The sequence below is a fragment of the Bacillus sp. ISL-75 genome (genome assembly GCF_018613095.1).
On record NZ_JAGGQX010000052.1, the window covers coordinates 75,017 to 94,080 of the forward strand.

Below are 19,064 nucleotides of genomic sequence, written 5' to 3' on the forward strand. Positions count from 1 at the left end.
CCTTTCAACTGAGTGTTTTCTTTATTATCTCACTTCCAACTTAAACATCAATCCTTGGGAGAAATGGATGAATTATGCTAAAATAGGTAGGTGAACAATGGAGGTATAGAGATGAAGAAAAATATTGCAATCCTAAAGGCATACATAAAAGAAGATAAACTAATGTTAGAAACAAATGAGCCAATTCTTGAATTGGTTCCTGGGGAACAGATTCTTGTAGATTCTGCCCAATACTCTTTCATTTACTTAATGGAAGATAAAAATGATTATACATATATCGTTTTACATGAACAAATCTGGCCGCTTTTAAAAAATGCACAGGAAAACAAGTTACCTGTCTGGGCTACCTTTAATGATGAGCAAAAAGAACTAATAAATTTTCATGATGAATTTGATTATCTCTTAACAAATATTAAAGGTAATAGTAATTATGGAAAAGAATTGGTTACAAAAGTAGAGGGTATTTTCTTAACTTAATTTGTTTTGAGGTGAAATCATGAAGCATTGGGACCAATTTTTAGCTCCATATAAACAGGCCGTTGCAGAATTAAAAGTAAAATTAAAGGGGATGAGAGGTCAATTTGAACTCGATGCTACTCATTCACCGATTGAATTTGTGACGGGAAGAGTCAAACCAATCGCAAGTATTCTTGACAAAGCGAATCAGAAAGGAATACCACTAGAAAGATTGGAAGAGGAAATGCAAGATATTGCAGGTATGCGTATTATGTGTCAGTTTGTCGATGACATTCATACAGTTGTCGATTTATTACGAAACCGGAATGATTTTGAAATCGTAGAGGATAGAGATTATATATCCCATAAAAAGACAAGCGGGTACCGGTCCTATCATGTTGTCATTAGCTACCCCGTTCAAACGATACATGGGGAAAAGAAAATCTTAGCGGAAATTCAAATACGAACTTTGGCAATGAATTTTTGGGCGACCATAGAACATACGCTAAGCTATAAGTATAAAGGTGTTTTTCCAAGTGATATTCAAATGCGTTTGAAAAGAGCAGCTGAAGCGGCATTTCGGTTAGATGAGGAAATGTCATTGATTCGTGGTGAAATTCAGGATGCTCAGGCCTTTTTTACAAGAAAGAAAGAATTAAAACAAGAAGAAAAGGATTAATTGTCATAACCGTCTTTTGAAAAGCCATTCAAGTCACAAGGAGCAAAAATACTATGAAATTTGCGATAACATCAAAAGGAGATCAAAAATCAAATATTTTAATGCACAAAATGAGGACCTATTTACTTGATTTTGATCTTGTGTACGATGAGGACCAACCAGATATAGTTGTTTCCATTGGTGGTGACGGGACACTCCTTTATGCCTTTCATCGCTATAGCAGCCGTTTGGATAAAACAGCCTTTGTAGGAATTCACACAGGCCATCTCGGCTTTTATGCAGATTGGATCCCAGATGAAATTGAAAAGCTAGTGATTGCGATTGCTAAAACACCCTATCAAGTCGTGGAATACCCATTGTTAGAAGTGATTATCCGTTACTCACATGCAGGGAAGGAATCAAGGTATCTTGCCTTAAATGAGTCAACTGTTAAAAGTGTCGAGGGGACACTCGTCATGGATGTGGAAATCCGCGGACAGCATTTCGAGCGGTTCCGTGGGGACGGCTTATGCGTTTCAACACCTTCGGGTAGTACCGCCTATAATAAGGCACTTGGAGGGGCGATTATCCATCCGTCGATTTCTGCACTCCAAGTGGCTGAGATGGCATCGATAAATAACAAAGTCTTTAGAACAATAGGCTCGCCGCTTATTCTCCCTGCACACCATACATGTATGCTTAAACCGGTAAATCGGTCTGATTTTCAAGTGACCATCGACCATCTGACCTTGCTTCATAAGGATGTAAAATCAATCCAATTTAGGGTGCCAGAAGAAAAAATTCGCTTTGCCCGTTTCCGGCCGTTTCCTTTTTGGAAAAGAGTTCATGATTCCTTTATTTCAGATTGACGAGAAGGGGCCATTATAATGACTTCCCCGTTTCAAATGAAGTGGAAAATTAGTGAAAGCGATAGTGGAAAACTTTTAAGAGAATTTTTAAAAAAGGAAGAGATTTCTCGAACGGCCTTAACGGATATTAAGTTCAAGGGCGGTAGTATCCAAGTAAATGGAGAAGAAGTAAATGTTCGATACAGGTTGGCATTTGGGGATGAAGTAATGGTTATTTTTCCCATGGAGAGTCCTAGCGAGGGACTAAAGGGCGAAGAAATCCCGTTAACGATTCTATATGAAGATAAGTATTTGTTGGTTGTTAATAAACCCGCAGGAATGAATACGATTCCGTCTCGAGAACACCCCGTACACAGCTTGGCAAATGCTCTTGTAGGCTATTATCAGCGCAGTGGGCTAAAGGCAACAACGCACATTGTAACTCGGCTTGACAGGGATACTTCAGGGATTGTTCTAATTGCTAAGCATCGCCATGTCCATCACTTGTTCAGTTTGATGCAACGGGGCGGGCAGGTGAAAAGGACATATGAAGCTTTTGCTGGAGGCAGGATTTCACTAGATAGTGGCACGATTACAGCGCCCATTGGCCGCAATGACGACAGCATTATTGAGCGGGAAGTTCGTGCGGATGGTCAATATGCCTGCACTCATTATCAAGTGATCGAGAAACATATTGCATTTACCTATTTGGAGCTCACACTTGAAACCGGACGAACCCATCAAATTAGAGTCCATATGTCTTATTTAAACCATCCTTTGCTTGGTGACGATTTGTATGGGGGAGACCGATCATTAATTGCTAGGCAGGCTCTTCATTGTAAAGGAATAAAATTTATTCATCCATTTTCAGGAGAGGAATTGATTTTTACTGCACCATTACCGAGGGATATGGGTGAAATTTTAGAGGCTGACTCGCTTTTATAGGAGGCAGCCTTTTTAATTTGAACGTGCGTGCGATCCCGCTTTTTCAATTTCAATCAAATTGCTTAAATTTTTCCTCTACATATGGCATAGTAGATTTAATAGAAACCAATTCCATTTCAGGATATCTTAAGGCGGTTAGGTTTCCTCCGAAGACTGCCCCAGTATCAATATTATAGGTATTATTGATGATTCTTGGCTCATTCACAGGAGTATGTCCGTAAACGATACATGCTTCACCGTGATACTCTTTGGCCCAATCTCTTCTTATCGGTGACCCGTCAGGGTGTTTTTTACCTGTTATATCGCCGTAAAGGACAAATTCTTTGACCTTAGCATGGGATTGTCCGATAAATTCCTGCTTAATCCCTGCATGGGCAATAATAAGCTTTTTGTTGTCTAATACTAAATATAATGGAGCCCTTTCATAAAGTTCGGTGAATTTTTTTCGAATGGATTGCTGCTCTTTTTTATATAATGATTCATATTCGGCAACTGTTGTTTCTAAGCCGTGGGCAATCTGAACTTTGTTGCCAAGGAAGAAACGGTATAACTTATTACAATGATTCCCTGGTGTGTAATAGCCTGTTTTTTCTTTAATGACTAACTGCCATACAATTTCAATTACGTTTAGTGAAGCAGGTCCCCGATCTGTTAAATCACCGAGAAATCCTAGCACTCTATTATTGGGATGTCTCGGGATACCGTTTTCCCAATTATAACCAAGTGTAATGGTAAGTTCTTTTAATTCCGTTAAACATCCATGAATATCACCGATTATATCAATTTTCATAAATTCAACTCCCTTATATCGATATTTTTTGTCTAAGAGTTAGTTTTTATAAAAAGAATTCAAATCTAAAACTTTTTTGAGAGGAGTTACACGAATGGAGCAGCAGGTTTCAGTTATTTCTTTATTAATTGTTGTTACGATGGCATTTTTAACACCGATTCTTTTACATCGGTTTAAATTGAATTATATCCCTGTGGTCGTCGCGGAAATTATTATGGGATTGGTAATCGGTAAAAGCGGTTTTGATGTGGTTCACGAAGATATGTGGCTCTCAACCCTATCGACCTTAGGGTTTATTTTTCTCATGTTTTTAAGCGGACTTGAGATAGACTTCACGGCCTTTGCTGGGAGGAAATTGCGTAAAAAGCTTCCAAATGGAAAAAAAGAGCCCAATTCATTTGTAGTCGCGGGGCTAATCTTTGCAGGTATCTTTATTTTCTCCCTTGGTTTATCTTTTTTGTTTGTGATGGCAGGTTTTATTGAAAATGCCTTTTTAATGACGCTGATCATTTCGACCATATCATTGGGTGTTGTTGTGCCTACCTTGAAAGAGGCGCATCTTATGAAAACCGTCATCGGACAAATTATCTTATTGGTTGCGGTCATAGCTGATTTAGTGACGATGATATTGCTTGCTGTTTTTGTATCGCTCTATGAATCAGGACATGGAAATACGTGGCTGTTACTTATTTTGTTTGCCGCAGGTATCGTTCTTTATTTACTGGGCAAAAGATTTAAAAATCGAACCTTTATAGAAACACTTTCAACGGGGACCGTTCAAATAGGGACGAGGGCCGTGTTTACACTGATCATCGTGTTAGTAGGCCTTTCTGAAACAGTGGGTGCAGAAAACATCTTAGGAGCGTTTCTAGCAGGTGTCCTAGTTTCGTTGTTATCACCGAACCAAGAGCTTGTACATAAGCTAGACTCATTCGGGTATGGATTTTTGATTCCCATCTTTTTTGTAATGGTGGGGGTAAATCTTGATATTTGGTCCCTTTTTAATGAAAAAAAACTCTTATTATTGATACCGCTGCTATTAATGGGGCTGCTTTTATCAAAACTTATCCCCGTGTATATTTTGAAAATTTGGTATGAGTTGAAAACAGTCATTGCATCGGGTTTTTTACTCACTTCAACACTTTCCCTAGTCATTGCAGCGGCGACAATAGGAGAGAGGTTAGAAATCATTACCCCGCAGATGAGTGGCACATTAATATTGGTTGCTGTAATTACGTCTATTTTTACACCGATTGTTTTTAAAAAGTTATTCCCTAAAGAAGTGGTCGCTAATAAAAGGGTAAGCGTGGCATTCTTAGGTGCCAATCAGACCACATTGCCTGTCTCAAGAGAATTAAAGTCAGGCTTGTATGATCCAATCTTGTATCATACACAAATGGAGAAATCAGAAAAGCAAATTGCTAATTCTCTTTTTGACATAGTTGAAATTCCCGATTATTCCCTTGAAACGTTGGAGAAAACAAACGTCTTTCAATCAGAAGTTGTAGTGATTTCAACAGGTGATGAAAGAGTAAATGCTACACTTTCTGTAGCTTCGAAAGAAAAAGGAGTTTCTAGGGTTATTGCCCGAATAGAAAGTCCTGATTTAGAGGAAAGCTTACGGGAGCATAATATAGAAGTGTTTTCTGCGTTTATGTCAACCAAAGTATTGCTCCGGGCATTAATTGAATCACCAACCTTGTTAAATATATTAACAAATCAGGAGACGGGACTTTATGAAATTGTTATGCTGAAAAGGCAATTTGATGGGATGTCTTTACGGAGATTTCCTTTTACAGGAGATATCATATTTGTCCGAATTTTCCGTGGCAAGGACTCCATCGTCCCACATGGAGATACAGAGCTGCAAATGAATGACCGCTTGATTGTTACCGGATCGAAGGAATATGTGGATGAACTGAAAAGAGAGTTAGAATTCTGCGAAACCTGTTAAAGTATTTTTGAAAAAATGTTGTTTGATGTGTTGAACTTTTCATTTGTCGTAAATTAGTGTAAAATTAGTACCAAGTACTAATAACTCATGTAATAGTAGGAGGACTTTTTCAATATGAATCTTTCTTTATCTGGAAAAACTTATGTAGTAATGGGTGTTGCCAATAAACGCAGTATTGCATGGGGAATTGCCCGCTCATTGCACAATGCAGGAGCAAGATTAATTTTTACCTATGCAGGTGAAAGATTAGAAAGCAGTGTTCGAGAACTTGCTAATTCGTTAGAGGCTGAAGGGACACTTGTTTTACCGTGTGATGTTACACGCGATGAAGACGTTGCGAAGTGCTTTGCTGAAATCAAAGATTCAGTTGGGGCAATTCATGGGGTAGCACACTGCATCGCATTTGCTAATAAAGAAGAACTAAGCGGTGAGTATATGAACACAACTAGAGAGGGCTTCATGCTCGCTCATAATATCAGCTCATATTCCTTAACAGCCGTAGCGAAAGAAGCACGTGGATTGATGGTTGAAGGTGGAAGCATTGTCACGTTGACGTACTTAGGTGGAGAACGTGCAATCCAGAACTATAATGTTATGGGTGTAGCCAAAGCTTCTCTAGATGCTAGTGTTCGTTACTTATCCGCAGACCTTGGAAAAGATAACATACGTGTAAACTCGATTTCTGCAGGTCCAATTCGAACATTATCCGCAAAAGGAATAAGTGATTTTAATTCAATCTTAAAAGAAATTGAAGAAAGAGCTCCATTACGTAGAGCTACCACTCCAGAAGAAGTTGGAGACACTGCTTTGTTCCTTTTCAGTGATCTTTCACGAGGAATTACCGGCGAAAACATTCATGTTGATTCCGGATATCATATTCTATAAGGATGATGATGAAGGCTCGCATTTGATGCGGGCCTTTTTGCTTGCAGTAAATTTCTTATTTTCCTATGAACGCGTATGGGCCTCTAGCATAAATATAATGTGTAGGATTACGTAAATGGAGGTACAGAGCATGTCGGAAAAGAAAAGTAAAGGACCATTACTCTATATACACCAGCCGTTTGCAAGGACTCCTGCAACTAACATGCAGGACATTTATACGAGCAGACAGGAAGAAGAAAAGCCGTTAGAGGCAGAAAGCCAAAAGAAAATTTCTCTTTTAAAAAAAGAAATAGTTCAAGAGCCAATAGGAACGGAAGGATCTAGATCAGATAATCCAGCAACAAAATCACCAAGATCGATTCAGGAAAGGCAGCATTCTCCCTTTAACAGGGTGAAACCCTTTAAAGAAATGGATATTAAAGAACGATTGGATTATTTAATCAACTATCCAAAAGTCCTTCCGCCTCCACCATGCGTTTTTATTACCGAAGAAAAAAATTATCAGGGATACTTAACTGAGTACGATGGAAACGAAGTAACGATTCGATTTCATGATCAATCAACAAATACAGTGCCAGTCCATGCACTTAAAGGGGTTATCTTGATTGGAATCAAAAAATAGAGACAACAAAAAAGCCAGCCGATTATACCGACTGGCAATATTTTTAATTGCAAATTCCTAAGTTAACATCCGCAATACATTGAACAGCGCAGAAGCATCTTAAGTCAACTGTAATGCAATCGTTACTTGCGCGGAAACGTTCAACCTGACAAACCCTATCGAGGTTAATACAACACTTATCTCCACCTGAAACTAAGTTTACTGGGGTGAAAGTTCCACCTTCACGGCGACCAGGTACTAATACACGAAGTGTAGCACAGCAGTTATCAAATACATCTTCGACACGGAAGTAGATGGATACACATGCATTGTTTTCGGTACTAAAGAAAGCGTGGAATGGTGAACCATCCGCAGTACTTAAAACAAATACACGAGTATCAACTGGATCTCTCCTTGCTGGTGAAACCAAGGTACCTAGTGGCTCATTGAAACAACTGGAACATTCAGGACATTCATCTTCTTCTACAGCATTATCTTGGATATCTTTAATTGCACGGACGACTTCGCAAACACAATTACCTTTATGAAAATCATGATCATTATTTCCACAACCCATTTATTTTTCCTCCTTAATCCGATATATACCTTACATTATTAACATATTTCACAGAGTACTTTTGGGTAACGGACAATAGCCTTGTTTGAGTAAATTAGGCGATAAAAATGCCTATGAAAGGAAGAAAGTAAACACAACATGAAAATAACTTTATTAAACCTGATTATTCTATCACTTGCGTCTTTTAGGCTAACAAGATTATTTGTTTTTGATAAAATAACCGAATTTATTAGGGAGCCTTTTTTCAATGAAATCAAAGAAGTAGATGAGTATGGTGAAATCGAGGTTTATTATTTACCAAAGGAAAAAGGGGTCAAAAAGTTCCTCGGTGAACTTCTTAGCTGTTATTGGTGTACAGGGATATGGACTTCTGTAGGAGTTGTCGGTATATCACTTCTATATCCAATCGTTTCCTACCCTATTATATTAATTTTAGCGGTTGCTGGCATTGCATCAATATTGGAGTCAATTGTACAGTATTTTATCGAAAAATAAGGTGTTTGCTGAGACAAGACCTACATCTTGGTCATATTCTAATACAAGTAGGAATGAATTGATAGCAAGGGAGAGAGAATTAATGAGTCAGAAAAAAAGGAGAAACCAATATACAAACACAACACAAGGTACAGAAACGACACAAGATATAGAAACAACACAATCAACTCACACGTATCAACCGTCAAAATCCATAAAGCAAAAAGGTTCAGGTTGTGGCTGCGGAAAAAAAACTTCTAGATAGGCTTAAGGGGACTGCCAGATTGACTGGCAGTTTTTTTGTTTTACGAAGGAATATAGATAAATTACTCGTAACTAGTCATAATTTTAGACAATATCGAAAAAACTACCTATTGTGATGAGTTAAAAAACGGAATAAGGGATGGGAATCAAATGAAAGCTATTCGTCATTGGGTATTATTCGCTTGTTTATTATTACTCTCCTCCTGTAGTCAAAATCCACAGGTTAAGGATAGTCAAATAGCCCTTATGAAAACAACGAATCCTAATCCGATCGTAACCGGGAAAAACATAAGTAAAAATCATGTAAAAGAAATTGAGCATGATGTAAGCGCGTTTCCAGAATTATATGACGTGGCCGTTATAAAAGGGAAAAAAGATACACTAGTGGTATATAAGGTTAAGCATTTGCATCGTTTTAGAATGAAAAAAATTGAAAAAAACATCAACAAAATGCTTGAAGAAAAATATCCCAATGATAACTTTACCATTTCAAGTGACTACAAAATTTTCCTTGAAGCAGTGAGACTTGATGAGAGAATGAAAACCTCCTCTAAATTTTCTCATCAAAGGGCTGAAAAGCGCTTTAACGACATCGTTAAAATGACGAAAGATATGAAGTAAGAAAGGAAGAATGAAGATGGCAACGAGTAAGCAGAAGAACATGACGCCTCAGCAGCGCAACTATCAACAGCTTCAGCAGAAGCATGAAATTAAAAGGCCTGTTTTGAAGAATTGTATGAAGGCATTTTTTGTTGGTGGACTTATTTGTGTTGTCGGCCAAGCCATCAGTTACTTTTATATTTACTTTTTTGATTTTACCGAACAGAGTGTAGGAAATCCGACCGTGGCAACAATGGTCTTTTTATCAATGTTACTCACTGGCATCGGAATTTACGATCGTCTAGGACAATTTGCTGGTGCAGGAAGTGCTGTGCCCGTTACCGGCTTTGGTAATGCCGTAATCTCGGCATGTATCGAACATCGAACGGAAGGCTTTGTTTTAGGTGTAGGTGGAAATATGTTCAAGCTAGCTGGATCGGTAGTGCTCTTCGGTGTTTTCTCAGCTTTTGTTGTGGCGCTAGTTAAAACGCTGTTAGTGATTTGGGGGGTTTTGTAATTGCTAAAAGGGCACCAATCTTGGATATTTACAAATCGGCCGATGATCACTGCTACCGGGGTTACTGGTGGACCATTTGAAGCCAATGGAAATTTAGCCAATGATTTCGATTTATTATATGAAGACTTATGGATGGGAAAGGAGTCTTATGAAAAAGCCCACCGTTTACTATTAGAAGAAGCAATTAAAACAGCTTTACAAAAAGGGAATGTTGAGAAAGAGCAGATTCAATTTTTATTTGCTGGAGACTTAATTAATCAAATTACGCCAACCAGTTTTGCGGCAAGGACAATGCAGATTCCATACTTTGGTCTTTTTGGGGCTTGCTCAACGTCCATGGAAGGGCTGGCCTTAGCCTCTTTTGTGGTAAATTACCAGGGGGCAAAATACGTGCTTACGGGTGCTTCAAGTCATAATGCAGCTGTCGAGAAACAGTTTCGATACCCAACAGAGTATGGAGGTCAAAAGCCCCCGACTGCACAATGGACGGTAACAGGTGCTGGAGTAGCACTTGTGCAACCAAATGAATCTGGAAAGATGCACCCAGTAACAACTTCGGCAACGATTGGAAAAGTCATCGATATGGGATTAACCGATCCGTTTAATATGGGCGGCGCGATGGCACCAGCAGCAGCTGATACAATTATGGCTCATTTCCGTGATCTTCAATTAGAACCCTCGTATTATGACTTGATTGTCACTGGGGATCTCGGCCGAGTTGGTCATGATACAGCTTTCGAGTTAATCAATAAGAGTGGACTTCAATTAGAACGAAAACAATTTCAGGATTGTGGTTTATTAATGTATAAGGATGATCAGCCTGTACAATCGGGGGGAAGCGGTGCGGGATGCTCAGCCACAGCCTTGTATGGGCATTTACTGAACCAAATGAAAAAAGGTACATATAAACGAATCTTAATGGTTGCGACGGGGGCTCTGCTATCCCCGCTCAGCTTTCAGCAAAACGAATCGATACCATGTATTGCACATGCTGTTGCTATTGAAATGAATGGAGATAAGGGGTGATCCTATGCTAGCGATGTTTTTCTGGGCATTTGTTATTGGTGGGCTAATCTGTGTTCTAGGGCAGCTTTTATTTGATGTTGCCAAGCTTACACCTGGTCATACACTAAGTTTGCTCGTTGTCATTGGAGCTATATTAGATGGTTTTGGACTGTATGAGCCCCTAGTTGACTTTGCAGGGGCAGGTGCTACCATTCCAATTACCAGTTTTGGAAATTCATTAGTCCATGGGGCACTTCAGGATGCAGAGAAACATGGGCTGATAGGAGTACTGACCGGTATGTTCCAAGTGACAAGTTCCGGTATCTCTGCAGCGATTATTTTCGGTTTTATTGGTGCACTCATTTTTAAACCTAAAGGGTAAATGAATCATTTTTAAAACCAAATTACTGAAATAGATGTCGCGCCTACACACAGTATAAAGTAATTTCATATGTTATTAATGAGATTACAGAAGTGAGGTGACATTCTATGTGCTTTGGATATGGCGGCTACGGCTACGGTGGTGGATACGGGTACGGTTCAACTTTTGTGTTAATCGTCGTATTATTCATCCTTTTAATCATTGTTGGTGCAAGCTTCTATTAATAAACAGTAAGCTTGTATTAATGGAAAGGGTTGGCCAAAAAAAGTGGCCAGCCCTTTCTTTACTTGTCGTTTAGGAAATTTAATTCACCATTTTCCCCTTCCTTCATACAATAAAGTAGTTTATGAAGGAGCGTGATCTTTTACCATGGATAATGGATTTTTTAAAAACATTGAAAAGAAAACGGGCGTTAATATGAAAGATATCTTAGATTTAGCCAATTCATTACAAAATGCGAATTTTAAAGATGAAAAAACAGTCCGTAATGTGATTCGTCGAGTTTCTCAAATTGCCAATAAACCGGTAAATAAAGAAATGGAAGATCAAATTGTAAAATCAATCGTTAACGATGGAAAGCAGCTTGACCTTAATACAATTTCGAATATGATCAATAAAAAGTAAAAGAAGAAGACCACTTTCCTAAGTTTTAGGAATCGGTCTTCTTCTTTTTAGTAAGAGGAACTAGGAACCTTGAGCGATTTGCTTTTCTCCCTCGTCTATTTTGAGGAATAGAGATAAACAGCTGCTCCTTTGCACGAGTCATCGCCACGTAAAATAGTCTTCTTTCTTCTTCGAGTGCAGTAAAGTCTCCATTTCGATAGGCTTCCAGGGCAAAATCATGCGGAAGGCTGCCATCGACTGCGCCGATCATATATACGGTTTTGTATTCAAGGCCTTTTGAGCGGTGGATTGTACTTAGGCTGATTGCTTCATGAAAATGTTTACTTAAATTTTTGATTTCTTTATTCATCGCCGACATATGCTCGGAATGAGCTAGAAACGCTTCAATTTTGTCGAAACTATTTGCAGCCACCTTTAAATCCTTAAGATCGTCCGATCCTTTTTCAAGTTTATTCGATTCATTTCCTCGTTTTTTCAGAAAATCAAGAAAGCCAATATCTTTCTCGATTTTTTCAATCGCAGAGTGAGGTGAAGAATGCTTTAACCCTCGAATAATGGTGACAGCCTTTTTTAATTTCTTTTCCTGGAATGAATGGGCTGTCGTTAAGTAAGCGAGTGCTTCAAGAAGACTGCAGTCTTTTAGGATACTTTGTGCTTTTAATTCTTTTAGGACTGCCTGCTTTAAAAATAATAATGGTAAAATGTCTGACATTGCTTGCGTGTCATCCTCATTTAAACTCACCTTTAGAAATGCAAGGGCGCTTCTTACAATATAGCGTAAGTAAAAAGCCTCTGCATCTAAATCAATTTTAAAAGGAAGATTGGAGCCAGCCAGTCTTTCAAACACTGCCCGAGAACCTGCATTGGTCCGATAAAGAATGGCAAAGTCTGAAGGATTTGCACCAAGTGAAATCCTCTCCTGTATATCGGTAACAATCATTGTTGCTTCTTCCTCTTCATCATAGGGAAAAAATAACTGTGGGAGTTTTTCTGATGAAAACTGCGCTATCATTTTCTTTGTTCTTCTTACTTTGTTAGCTGCAATCATTTGATTAGCAGCCGAGACAATTTCATGTGACGATCGATAATTTTGATCAAGTGTGACCATTTTGGCATAGGGAAAATCCTTTTCAAATTCTAGCAAATAGCTTGGGTCACTACCCCGAAACGAATAGATCGCTTGATCATCGTCGCCAACGGCACAAACATTTTTGTGTTTTCTGGATAAAAGTTTGATCAGCTCATACTGGACCTTATTAATATCCTGAAACTCGTCAATTAAAAAATAATGAAACCGATTTTGATATTGTTCAAGCAGGGAAGGGGTGGTGGCAAACAGTTGATAGCAGCCAATTAGCATATCGTCAAAATCAAACAGACCTTCTTTTTTCTTATAGTCTTCATATCTTTTATATAAAAAGACAGCTTTTTCTTCCCATTCGGTGGTGGGCTTTACTTCATCTGGCATCAACAGAGAGTTTTTCCATAACCCGATTTGCTGAAGAGCTAAATCATAGGCAAATTCTTTTTCGGACAAGTCGAGTTCTTTGCCAGCTTCCTTCAGGATTTTGTCTCGCTGCCATTCTTTTTTGAGCAGCTTATTTGAAGACCAATTAATTGAATCATGGAACATTAGAATGCGATAAAAAATACTGTGAAAGGTTCCGGTAACAAGCTGATTGATTTTATCTCGTTTCATTTGCGGATAGGAAAGCAGACGGTTCTTCATTTCAGCAGCTGCTTTTGACGTGAAAGTAACGAGCATGATTGTCCTTGGGTCGATGTGTTTGTCATCTAGCATATATGCTGTTCGTGCTGTTAACACTCGAGTTTTGCCACTCCCTGCACCAGCAAGGACTAATAAGGAGCCTTCTGTCTCCATGACAGCAGCCGCCTGACTTCCATCAAGAACAACTCCACTGTCTGCAAGTTGCTGTAAATAAGGTGAGCGCTCCTCATGCTTGTCACTAATTGTTTGTTTAAACGCAACCTTATATTCAATATTTATGGACTTTTTGAAATGATCCACACTTTGCGGGATCTGTGTAATGGTTCTACCCTTTGGGATGTTAAATCCGTTCACTTCGGAAGATTGTTGTGAATCTACTTTTTCCATTATTACAGTGGGTTCTGGGCAATGTATTTCAGGTGAATGTGTATGGAAAAAATGGGGGTCCTTCTGAATTCCTAAAAACAATCGAACGTTCCCTTTGCATACAGGGCAGTTCAGTTGACCATTTTTTCCGGCGAGAAATATTTTTTGATATTGATCCCTGCTTAATTGTTCAAGGACAATATTCTGATTTTGATAAATTGCTGTTTTCATAATTTTTACCCTCTATATCCAAAAATCAAGACATGTTCTATCATATCAAAACCTGAGGGTAACTAAAAGGGTTTCACCGACATTGCTGGAATTACCAAAAAGCACTTGCCGCATAAAGCGCCAAGTGCTTCCCAAGTTTATATTTCTTTTCCCATCGTTTTATGAGGAATTCCAGCATCCATAAATTCCTCTGAGACAATCTCATAACCAAGTCCTGCATAAAAGGGAATGGCATGTGTTTGAGCATTTAGCTTTAATTTATGAATATCTTTTTGACGAGCATAGTCCTCGATTGCATTCATAATCGTTTTTCCTGCACCAGTTTTCCTTGCCTTGTTCAATACACAAATTCGTTCAACTTTTCCATAGCCATCAACGAAACGAAATCGACCAGCAGCAATTGGAGATCCTTCATCGTACATGACAAAGTGCTTTGCCTCGTCCTCGTAGGCGTCAATTTCCTCTTCGAGAGGGACATTTTGTTCTTCAACGAAAACGATTTTCCTAACTGAATAGGCATCTTCAAGTTCTTTTTGATTCTCTACAATCTTGACTGTCACTTAAACTATTCCTTTCCAAGACGAAATGTTTCATAAACGGTCCAGGAACCATTTTCTAATTGATAAAGTAAATGGAAACGGTCAACCGTTTCTTCATGATTAATCTTAGTCATACGCAGTGATCCAAATACATCAGAATGCTCATCATTAGATAGCTCTTGACCAATCGTGATATGCGGAACAAATGCATATTCTAAGTTTTGCTCCGTAAACTCTTGATTGACTTCATTATGCAAGGCGGAAAGTTCATCTGTCTTGTCTACTTTGAAATAAATAACATTATTTACAGGCTGAAAAGAGCTGATTTTTGAAGTCTTTAATGTGAATGCATTATGGCTAGCAGCTACTCTCCGTAACTTTTCAGCGTATTCCTTTGCTTCTTCTTCAGACGCTTCAAATCCAGTTTTCAATGTTAGGTGAGGTGTAATTAAAGCATAATGCGGGTCATAACGTTTTCGATAGGAATTAGCTAAATCCTGTAGTTTTTTTGATGGAAAAATAACAACTCCAAATTTCATACGTATACCTCCGTTTTGATGGACTGACCTTTTTTAACAAAAACAAAAAATTAACCTTCCTGATATTATAGCAAATTTTCAAAAAATATTAAACGACTTATCTTGATGTATATTCTAATAAGATTAAAATAGCATTTTAAGAGCCCGTCTTAAATCTGGCTGCCAGTAGGTCCAAGTATGATTCCCGTTAAATTCTTCATAAAAATATGTAATGGGTTTTTCTGAAATTATTTTTGAAAGCTTCCGGTTAGGGGTCAGGAAATCTTCAATTTTGCCATTTGTAGTCTGAACTTCAGTTTCTTGATTACCTATTACGTGATAGAGTTGTAAAAGCTGTCCATCCGAGAAGTTCTGGACCGAATTCAATACATTTTCATCCACATATGGAGATTGTAGAAGGACTTTTCCAAATGTATGAGGATATTGAAGGGCAGCCATTAACGAAACAGTTGCGCCCAGAGAATCTCCTATAAGCGCTCTGGTCAAGCCCATTTGATAAGTTGGAAGCTCTTGGTCTAAAAACGGAACTAATTCATGGGCAAGAAAGCGAATGTATTGCTGATTCTGTTCGCCTTCAGGATGGTATTTCCTGCGGCGTTCTTCTACATTCTTATAGGGTACCCCAACAATAATTAAATTTTCAATTTCCTTTTCAAAAAGATACTCGTCTGTTAATCGGCCAATTCTGCCAAGTTGAAAATAATCCCTGCCATCCTGGGCAATCAACAGCGAATACTTATATAACGGTGAGAAATTTGCAGGCAGATAAACGAGAAGCTGTAAATCTTCTCCAAGCTCCCTGCTGTGAAAGGTAAGTTCTTTGATTGTGCCTTTTGGAATTTCCATGCAATGATTCCCCCAATAATTCGATCTTTACCACTGCATTATAACAAAACTAAAGTGGAAATGCTTTTAATGATACGAGGGAAGAATGATATGTGAATGCAGGTATGAAGAGGATTAGTGAAGGTAGCGTTGTTTGGTGCGAGATTCAGGCATAATCGATAATATATTTTCCCGTTTAAAGGTGCGCATTTGTTTGCGCAGCAAACAATACGCACGAATGTATTCGTCGTGAACTTCCTTCACAATCAACTTCCGTTGTGAAAGTTCTTTGTTGTCGGCTAAATAAATCATTTCTAATGGAATATTTTCCTCGATTGAACGTATGAAAAGCCCATCCATGTGAATCGCCCCTTTCGTTTTCTTATGTTATTATTATATCCAAACATTTGTTCTTTATTCAAGGAAAATAGAACTTGTGTTCTTGTTTTGGAATGATAAACAATGTCATCAAAAAAAATGTAAGAATAATAATTAAACTATTGACATTATCACAAAAATTTATATAATTAATTATGTAGTTTAATTAAATACGACTTGTTAGCTCAGTGGGAGAGCACTTCCTTGACAGGGAAGGGGTCGTGGGTTCGAATCCCTCACAGGTCATCAACTAAAATCCTAACATCTTTATGATGTTAGGATTTTTTTTATATCTTTTAGTTTCTTATTTTAATTTAAAATTTATTTCAAATCGATCCGTTCGGTCCTTTAATGGAACTGGAGCCTCTCCATTTTCTCTAATAAATGTGTCCACCGTACCTCAAATATTCTTTTTGCAGTTTAAGTGCAAAAAAACAAGGATAGTGCCAATAAATTTTGCATATCATTTCCACAAATAGTGAACAAATAGGTGTTTTTAATATTGGCATGGTAATTGCAAGTTTATAAGTGAAAATTAAATTTTGGATAAATATGAATGTTATCCATTTTTTGACGTAAATAATCATCTAAGGGGGCTTAACAATGAAAACAGGTACGGATCGTGTAAAAAGAGGCATGGCTGAAATGCAAAAGGGCGGCGTCATTATGGACGTTGTGAATGCTGAGCAAGCAAAAATAGCAGAGGAAGCAGGAGCGGTAGCTGTTATGGCATTGGAGCGCGTTCCTTCTGATATCCGTGCAAGTGGCGGAGTAGCAAGAATGGCAGATCCACGAATTACTGAAGAAGTTATGAATGCGGTTTCTATTCCAGTTATGGCAAAAGCACGTATCGGACACATCGTAGAAGCCCGAGTACTTGAAGCAATGGGTGTTGATTATATTGATGAGAGTGAAGTTTTAACACCAGCAGATGAAGAGTACCATCTTTATAAAAATGATTACACTGTTCCATTTGTTTGTGGTTGCCGTGATCTTGGCGAAGCAGCACGCCGTATAGGTGAAGGTGCTTCCATGCTTCGTACAAAAGGAGAGCCGGGAACTGGTAATATCGTAGAAGCTGTTCGTCATATCCGTAAGGTAAATGCACAAGTACGTAAAGTTGCTACAATGAGTGAAGATGAATTGATGACAGAGGCTAAGCTACTTGGAGCTCCATATGAACTTCTTCTAGAGATTAAGCGTCACGGACGACTACCTGTAGTAAACTTTGCAGCTGGTGGAGTAGCAACGCCTGCTGATGCTGCACTTATGATGCAATTAGGTGCTGATGGAGTATTTGTTGGTTCTGGAATCTTCAAATCTGATAACCCAGCAAAATTCGCTAGAGCTATCGTGGAAGCAACAACCCACTATAAGGACTATCAACTAATTGCAGAGATTTCAAAAAATCTTGGAATTGCAATGAAAGGTATTGAGATTTCAACTCTGTCACCTGAAGCGCGAATGCAGGAACGTGGTTGGTAAAAATTTAAAATCCTTCTAGAAGGATTTTAACATACAGGGGAGAATAATCTATTTATTGTGTATAGGTCTAAAAAATAGTCGTAAGCTCTTTTTTGTTAGTGAAAGCGCTTTAACATTTTTGAAAATTTAAAATATTCACATTGACATTGTTTATTCTGACCCGTATACTCGTGTTAGAAACATGTTCAGTGGATTTTTGAAAGGTGGATTATAGCATGCAAACACTGGAAACAGTGATTGTTACAGGATATGCAAAAGCTCCACAGGGAACTTCCATGTATGAAATGTATAAGCATGCGGGAATTGTTCTCGAAGTGAATCTGAAAGATCATAAGATTATCGGAGCTGAATTCACATTCGTGACTGAACTAACTAAAAATTATTTTCAAAAACTGCTGATAGGCTACTGTCTTGAAGACGGTGTCGAGCAGCTGATTAAACGAATTCAAAGTTTTTATTTTGCTCCATCCCAGCAAGCGATCATTGTGGCTCTACAAGCTGCAGTTCAACGTTACTGGGATAATGTGAAGCAAATGAATACATAACGTTTGGTTATAATAAAGTGGGAAGATGACCTCTTCCCATGGTCTTATTAAAACCGGGCAAACATGAACTCTTTGTAAGGAATGTTCGTTAGAACGACATTCTTTATAGAGATTTATGTTTTGCTCGGTTTTTTATTTTACCGAACTGTTACACCCACAAAAGTCGATGGAGAGGCAGGGATAAAAAAACATGAGCAAGCTGATTACATGCGAAGAAGCTGTAAAAAAGGTTAAAAGCGGCTCTCGAATTATGGTAGGTGGATTTGGACTAGTTGGAAGTCCGCTTAGTTTAATAGCCGCTTTGGCTCAGTCGAAAGTGAAAGACTTAGAGATTATTAGTAATAACCTTGGTGAACCAGGCAGAGGTCTTGGAGTTTTAGTACGGCAAAGGCAAGTGAAAAAAGCGATAGGTTCGTATTTTACATCCAACCCGGAAGTGGTTAAGTCTTATCAGGATAAGGAAATGGAAGTGGAGCTGCTACCGCAAGGAACGATGTCTGAAGCCATTCGAGCGGGCGGTGCGGGACTCGGAGGGTTTTATACACCGGTCAGCGTAGGTACAAAAATCGCCGAAAACAAAGAAGAGCGTACCCTTAACGGTAAAAAATATGTGTTCCAAGAGCCTCTTAAAGCCAATTTTGCTTTAATTAAAGCGAAAAAAGCGGATCAATTAGGAAATCTCATCTACAACAAATCGGCAAGAAACTTTAATCCGATGATGGCAACAGCTGCGGATGTGGTTATTGCCGAGGTGGACGAGATTGTGGAGGTAGGGCAAATTTCTCCTGAAGAAATTGTGACCCCTCATTTATACGTTGATTATATCGTTGTGAAGGGCGTGAACTAG

Annotated in this window: 25 protein-coding genes and 1 tRNA gene; 19 read left to right on the top strand and 7 right to left on the bottom strand. The window is 38.5% G+C overall.

Annotated features, from left to right (window positions below; genetic code table 11):
• The first annotated feature begins 111 nt into the window (after nt 1-111).
• The 4 genes from J7E63_RS20515 to J7E63_RS20530 are packed head-to-tail and all read left to right on the top strand — an operon-like array spanning nt 112 to nt 2,907.
• Entirely contained in the window at nt 112-477 is a 366-nt protein-coding gene (locus tag J7E63_RS20515; RefSeq protein WP_215015655.1) for a UPF0738 family protein, read from the top strand.
• A gap of 19 nt (nt 478-496) precedes the next feature.
• Nucleotides 497-1,135 (top strand): GTP diphosphokinase, encoded by a 639-nt coding sequence (yjbM, locus tag J7E63_RS20520; protein ID WP_214999607.1) that lies wholly within the window; start codon nt 497-499, stop codon nt 1,133-1,135.
• Nucleotides 1,136-1,188: 53 nt separating this feature from the next.
• The gene (locus J7E63_RS20525; protein WP_168242509.1) at nt 1,189-1,983 is read left to right on the top strand and encodes an NAD kinase; all 795 of its coding nucleotides are present in this window, start codon (nt 1,189-1,191) and stop codon (nt 1,981-1,983) included.
• A gap of 18 nt (nt 1,984-2,001) precedes the next feature.
• Complete coding sequence (locus J7E63_RS20530) at nt 2,002-2,907, top strand: RluA family pseudouridine synthase (protein ID WP_215015657.1); 906 nt, start codon at nt 2,002-2,004, stop codon at nt 2,905-2,907.
• A gap of 49 nt (nt 2,908-2,956) precedes the next feature.
• Here the strand turns inward: J7E63_RS20530 and prpE are convergent, their stop codons facing one another.
• Nucleotides 2,957-3,697 (bottom strand): bis(5'-nucleosyl)-tetraphosphatase PrpE, encoded by a 741-nt coding sequence (gene prpE, locus J7E63_RS20535; RefSeq protein WP_215015659.1) that lies wholly within the window; start codon nt 3,695-3,697, stop codon nt 2,957-2,959.
• 94 nt (nt 3,698-3,791) lie between these two features.
• Between prpE and J7E63_RS20540 the strand changes: the two genes are divergently transcribed.
• From J7E63_RS20540 to J7E63_RS20550, 3 genes are all read left to right on the top strand, one after another.
• Nucleotides 3,792-5,651, top strand: a complete 1,860-nt coding sequence (locus J7E63_RS20540) for a monovalent cation:proton antiporter family protein (RefSeq protein WP_215015661.1) — start codon at nt 3,792-3,794, stop codon at nt 5,649-5,651.
• A 114-nt stretch (nt 5,652-5,765) separates the two neighbouring features.
• On the top strand, nt 5,766-6,536 hold the full coding sequence (fabI, locus tag J7E63_RS20545; RefSeq protein ID WP_214999601.1) for an enoyl-ACP reductase FabI: 771 nt from the start codon (nt 5,766-5,768) through the stop codon (nt 6,534-6,536).
• 130 nt (nt 6,537-6,666) lie between these two features.
• On the top strand, nt 6,667-7,158 hold the full coding sequence (locus tag J7E63_RS20550) for a CotO family spore coat protein (protein WP_215015664.1): 492 nt from the start codon (nt 6,667-6,669) through the stop codon (nt 7,156-7,158).
• Nucleotides 7,159-7,201: 43 nt separating this feature from the next.
• Here J7E63_RS20550 and J7E63_RS20555 read toward each other — a convergent pair whose 3' ends face one another.
• Nucleotides 7,202-7,714: a CotY/CotZ family spore coat protein gene (locus J7E63_RS20555; protein ID WP_215015666.1), complete on the bottom strand. Its 513-nt coding sequence runs from the start codon at nt 7,712-7,714 to the stop codon at nt 7,202-7,204.
• A 138-nt stretch (nt 7,715-7,852) separates the two neighbouring features.
• On the opposite strand from J7E63_RS20555, the gene J7E63_RS20560 reads away from it, so the two are divergent.
• The 8 genes from J7E63_RS20560 to spoVIF all read left to right on the top strand — a co-directional run bounded on the left by J7E63_RS20560 (nt 7,853) and on the right by spoVIF (nt 11,580).
• Nucleotides 7,853-8,209, top strand: coding sequence for a DUF1360 domain-containing protein (locus tag J7E63_RS20560; protein ID WP_215015668.1), 357 nt, complete (start codon nt 7,853-7,855; stop codon nt 8,207-8,209).
• Between the two features lie 82 nt (nt 8,210-8,291).
• Nucleotides 8,292-8,453: a hypothetical protein gene (locus J7E63_RS20565; protein WP_215015670.1), complete on the top strand. Its 162-nt coding sequence runs from the start codon at nt 8,292-8,294 to the stop codon at nt 8,451-8,453.
• Nucleotides 8,454-8,602: 149 nt separating this feature from the next.
• Nucleotides 8,603-9,073, top strand: a complete 471-nt coding sequence (locus J7E63_RS20570; RefSeq protein WP_215015672.1) for a sporulation protein — start codon at nt 8,603-8,605, stop codon at nt 9,071-9,073.
• A gap of 16 nt (nt 9,074-9,089) precedes the next feature.
• Complete coding sequence (gene spoVAC, locus J7E63_RS20575; protein ID WP_215015673.1) at nt 9,090-9,569, top strand: stage V sporulation protein AC; 480 nt, start codon at nt 9,090-9,092, stop codon at nt 9,567-9,569.
• Nucleotides 9,570-10,595 carry a stage V sporulation protein AD gene (gene spoVAD, locus J7E63_RS20580; protein ID WP_215015681.1) on the top strand — a complete coding sequence of 342 codons (1,026 nt, stop codon included), beginning with the start codon at nt 9,570-9,572 and terminating at the stop codon, nt 10,593-10,595.
• 4 nt (nt 10,596-10,599) lie between these two features.
• A complete protein-coding gene (gene spoVAE, locus J7E63_RS20585; protein WP_168242521.1) occupies nt 10,600-10,956 on the top strand; it encodes a stage V sporulation protein AE in 357 nt (118 codons plus the stop codon).
• A gap of 107 nt (nt 10,957-11,063) precedes the next feature.
• Nucleotides 11,064-11,180 carry a YjcZ family sporulation protein gene (locus tag J7E63_RS20590; protein ID WP_098528384.1) on the top strand — a complete coding sequence of 39 codons (117 nt, stop codon included), beginning with the start codon at nt 11,064-11,066 and terminating at the stop codon, nt 11,178-11,180.
• Nucleotides 11,181-11,325: 145 nt separating this feature from the next.
• Nucleotides 11,326-11,580 (top strand): sporulation-specific transcription regulator SpoVIF, encoded by a 255-nt coding sequence (gene spoVIF, locus J7E63_RS20595; RefSeq protein WP_168242522.1) that lies wholly within the window; start codon nt 11,326-11,328, stop codon nt 11,578-11,580.
• Nucleotides 11,581-11,605: 25 nt separating this feature from the next.
• On the opposite strand, the gene J7E63_RS20600 is transcribed toward spoVIF, so the two are convergent.
• From J7E63_RS20600 to J7E63_RS20620, 5 genes are all read right to left on the bottom strand, one after another.
• Entirely contained in the window at nt 11,606-13,906 is a 2,301-nt protein-coding gene (locus J7E63_RS20600; protein WP_215015685.1) for a UvrD-helicase domain-containing protein, read from the bottom strand.
• A gap of 137 nt (nt 13,907-14,043) precedes the next feature.
• On the bottom strand, nt 14,044-14,466 hold the full coding sequence (locus tag J7E63_RS20605) for a GNAT family N-acetyltransferase (protein WP_215015687.1): 423 nt from the start codon (nt 14,464-14,466) through the stop codon (nt 14,044-14,046).
• A gap of 5 nt (nt 14,467-14,471) precedes the next feature.
• Nucleotides 14,472-14,984 carry a YjcG family protein gene (locus J7E63_RS20610; protein WP_215015689.1) on the bottom strand — a complete coding sequence of 171 codons (513 nt, stop codon included), beginning with the start codon at nt 14,982-14,984 and terminating at the stop codon, nt 14,472-14,474.
• Between the two features lie 123 nt (nt 14,985-15,107).
• The gene (locus tag J7E63_RS20615; RefSeq protein WP_215015691.1) at nt 15,108-15,830 is read right to left on the bottom strand and encodes an alpha/beta hydrolase; all 723 of its coding nucleotides are present in this window, start codon (nt 15,828-15,830) and stop codon (nt 15,108-15,110) included.
• 114 nt (nt 15,831-15,944) lie between these two features.
• Nucleotides 15,945-16,169: a hypothetical protein gene (locus J7E63_RS20620; RefSeq protein ID WP_215015693.1), complete on the bottom strand. Its 225-nt coding sequence runs from the start codon at nt 16,167-16,169 to the stop codon at nt 15,945-15,947.
• Between the two features lie 192 nt (nt 16,170-16,361).
• On the opposite strand from J7E63_RS20620, the gene J7E63_RS20625 reads away from it, so the two are divergent.
• The 4 genes from J7E63_RS20625 (at nt 16,362) to J7E63_RS20640 (ending at nt 19,064) form a co-directional block, all read left to right on the top strand.
• Nucleotides 16,362-16,433: transfer RNA gene (locus tag J7E63_RS20625), tRNA-Val, on the top strand.
• Between the two features lie 357 nt (nt 16,434-16,790).
• Complete coding sequence (pdxS, locus tag J7E63_RS20630) at nt 16,791-17,672, top strand: pyridoxal 5'-phosphate synthase lyase subunit PdxS (RefSeq protein WP_215015695.1); 882 nt, start codon at nt 16,791-16,793, stop codon at nt 17,670-17,672.
• A gap of 215 nt (nt 17,673-17,887) precedes the next feature.
• Nucleotides 17,888-18,217 (top strand): DUF3870 domain-containing protein, encoded by a 330-nt coding sequence (locus J7E63_RS20635; protein ID WP_168242528.1) that lies wholly within the window; start codon nt 17,888-17,890, stop codon nt 18,215-18,217.
• A 190-nt stretch (nt 18,218-18,407) separates the two neighbouring features.
• Complete coding sequence (locus tag J7E63_RS20640; protein ID WP_215015697.1) at nt 18,408-19,064, top strand: CoA transferase subunit A; 657 nt, start codon at nt 18,408-18,410, stop codon at nt 19,062-19,064.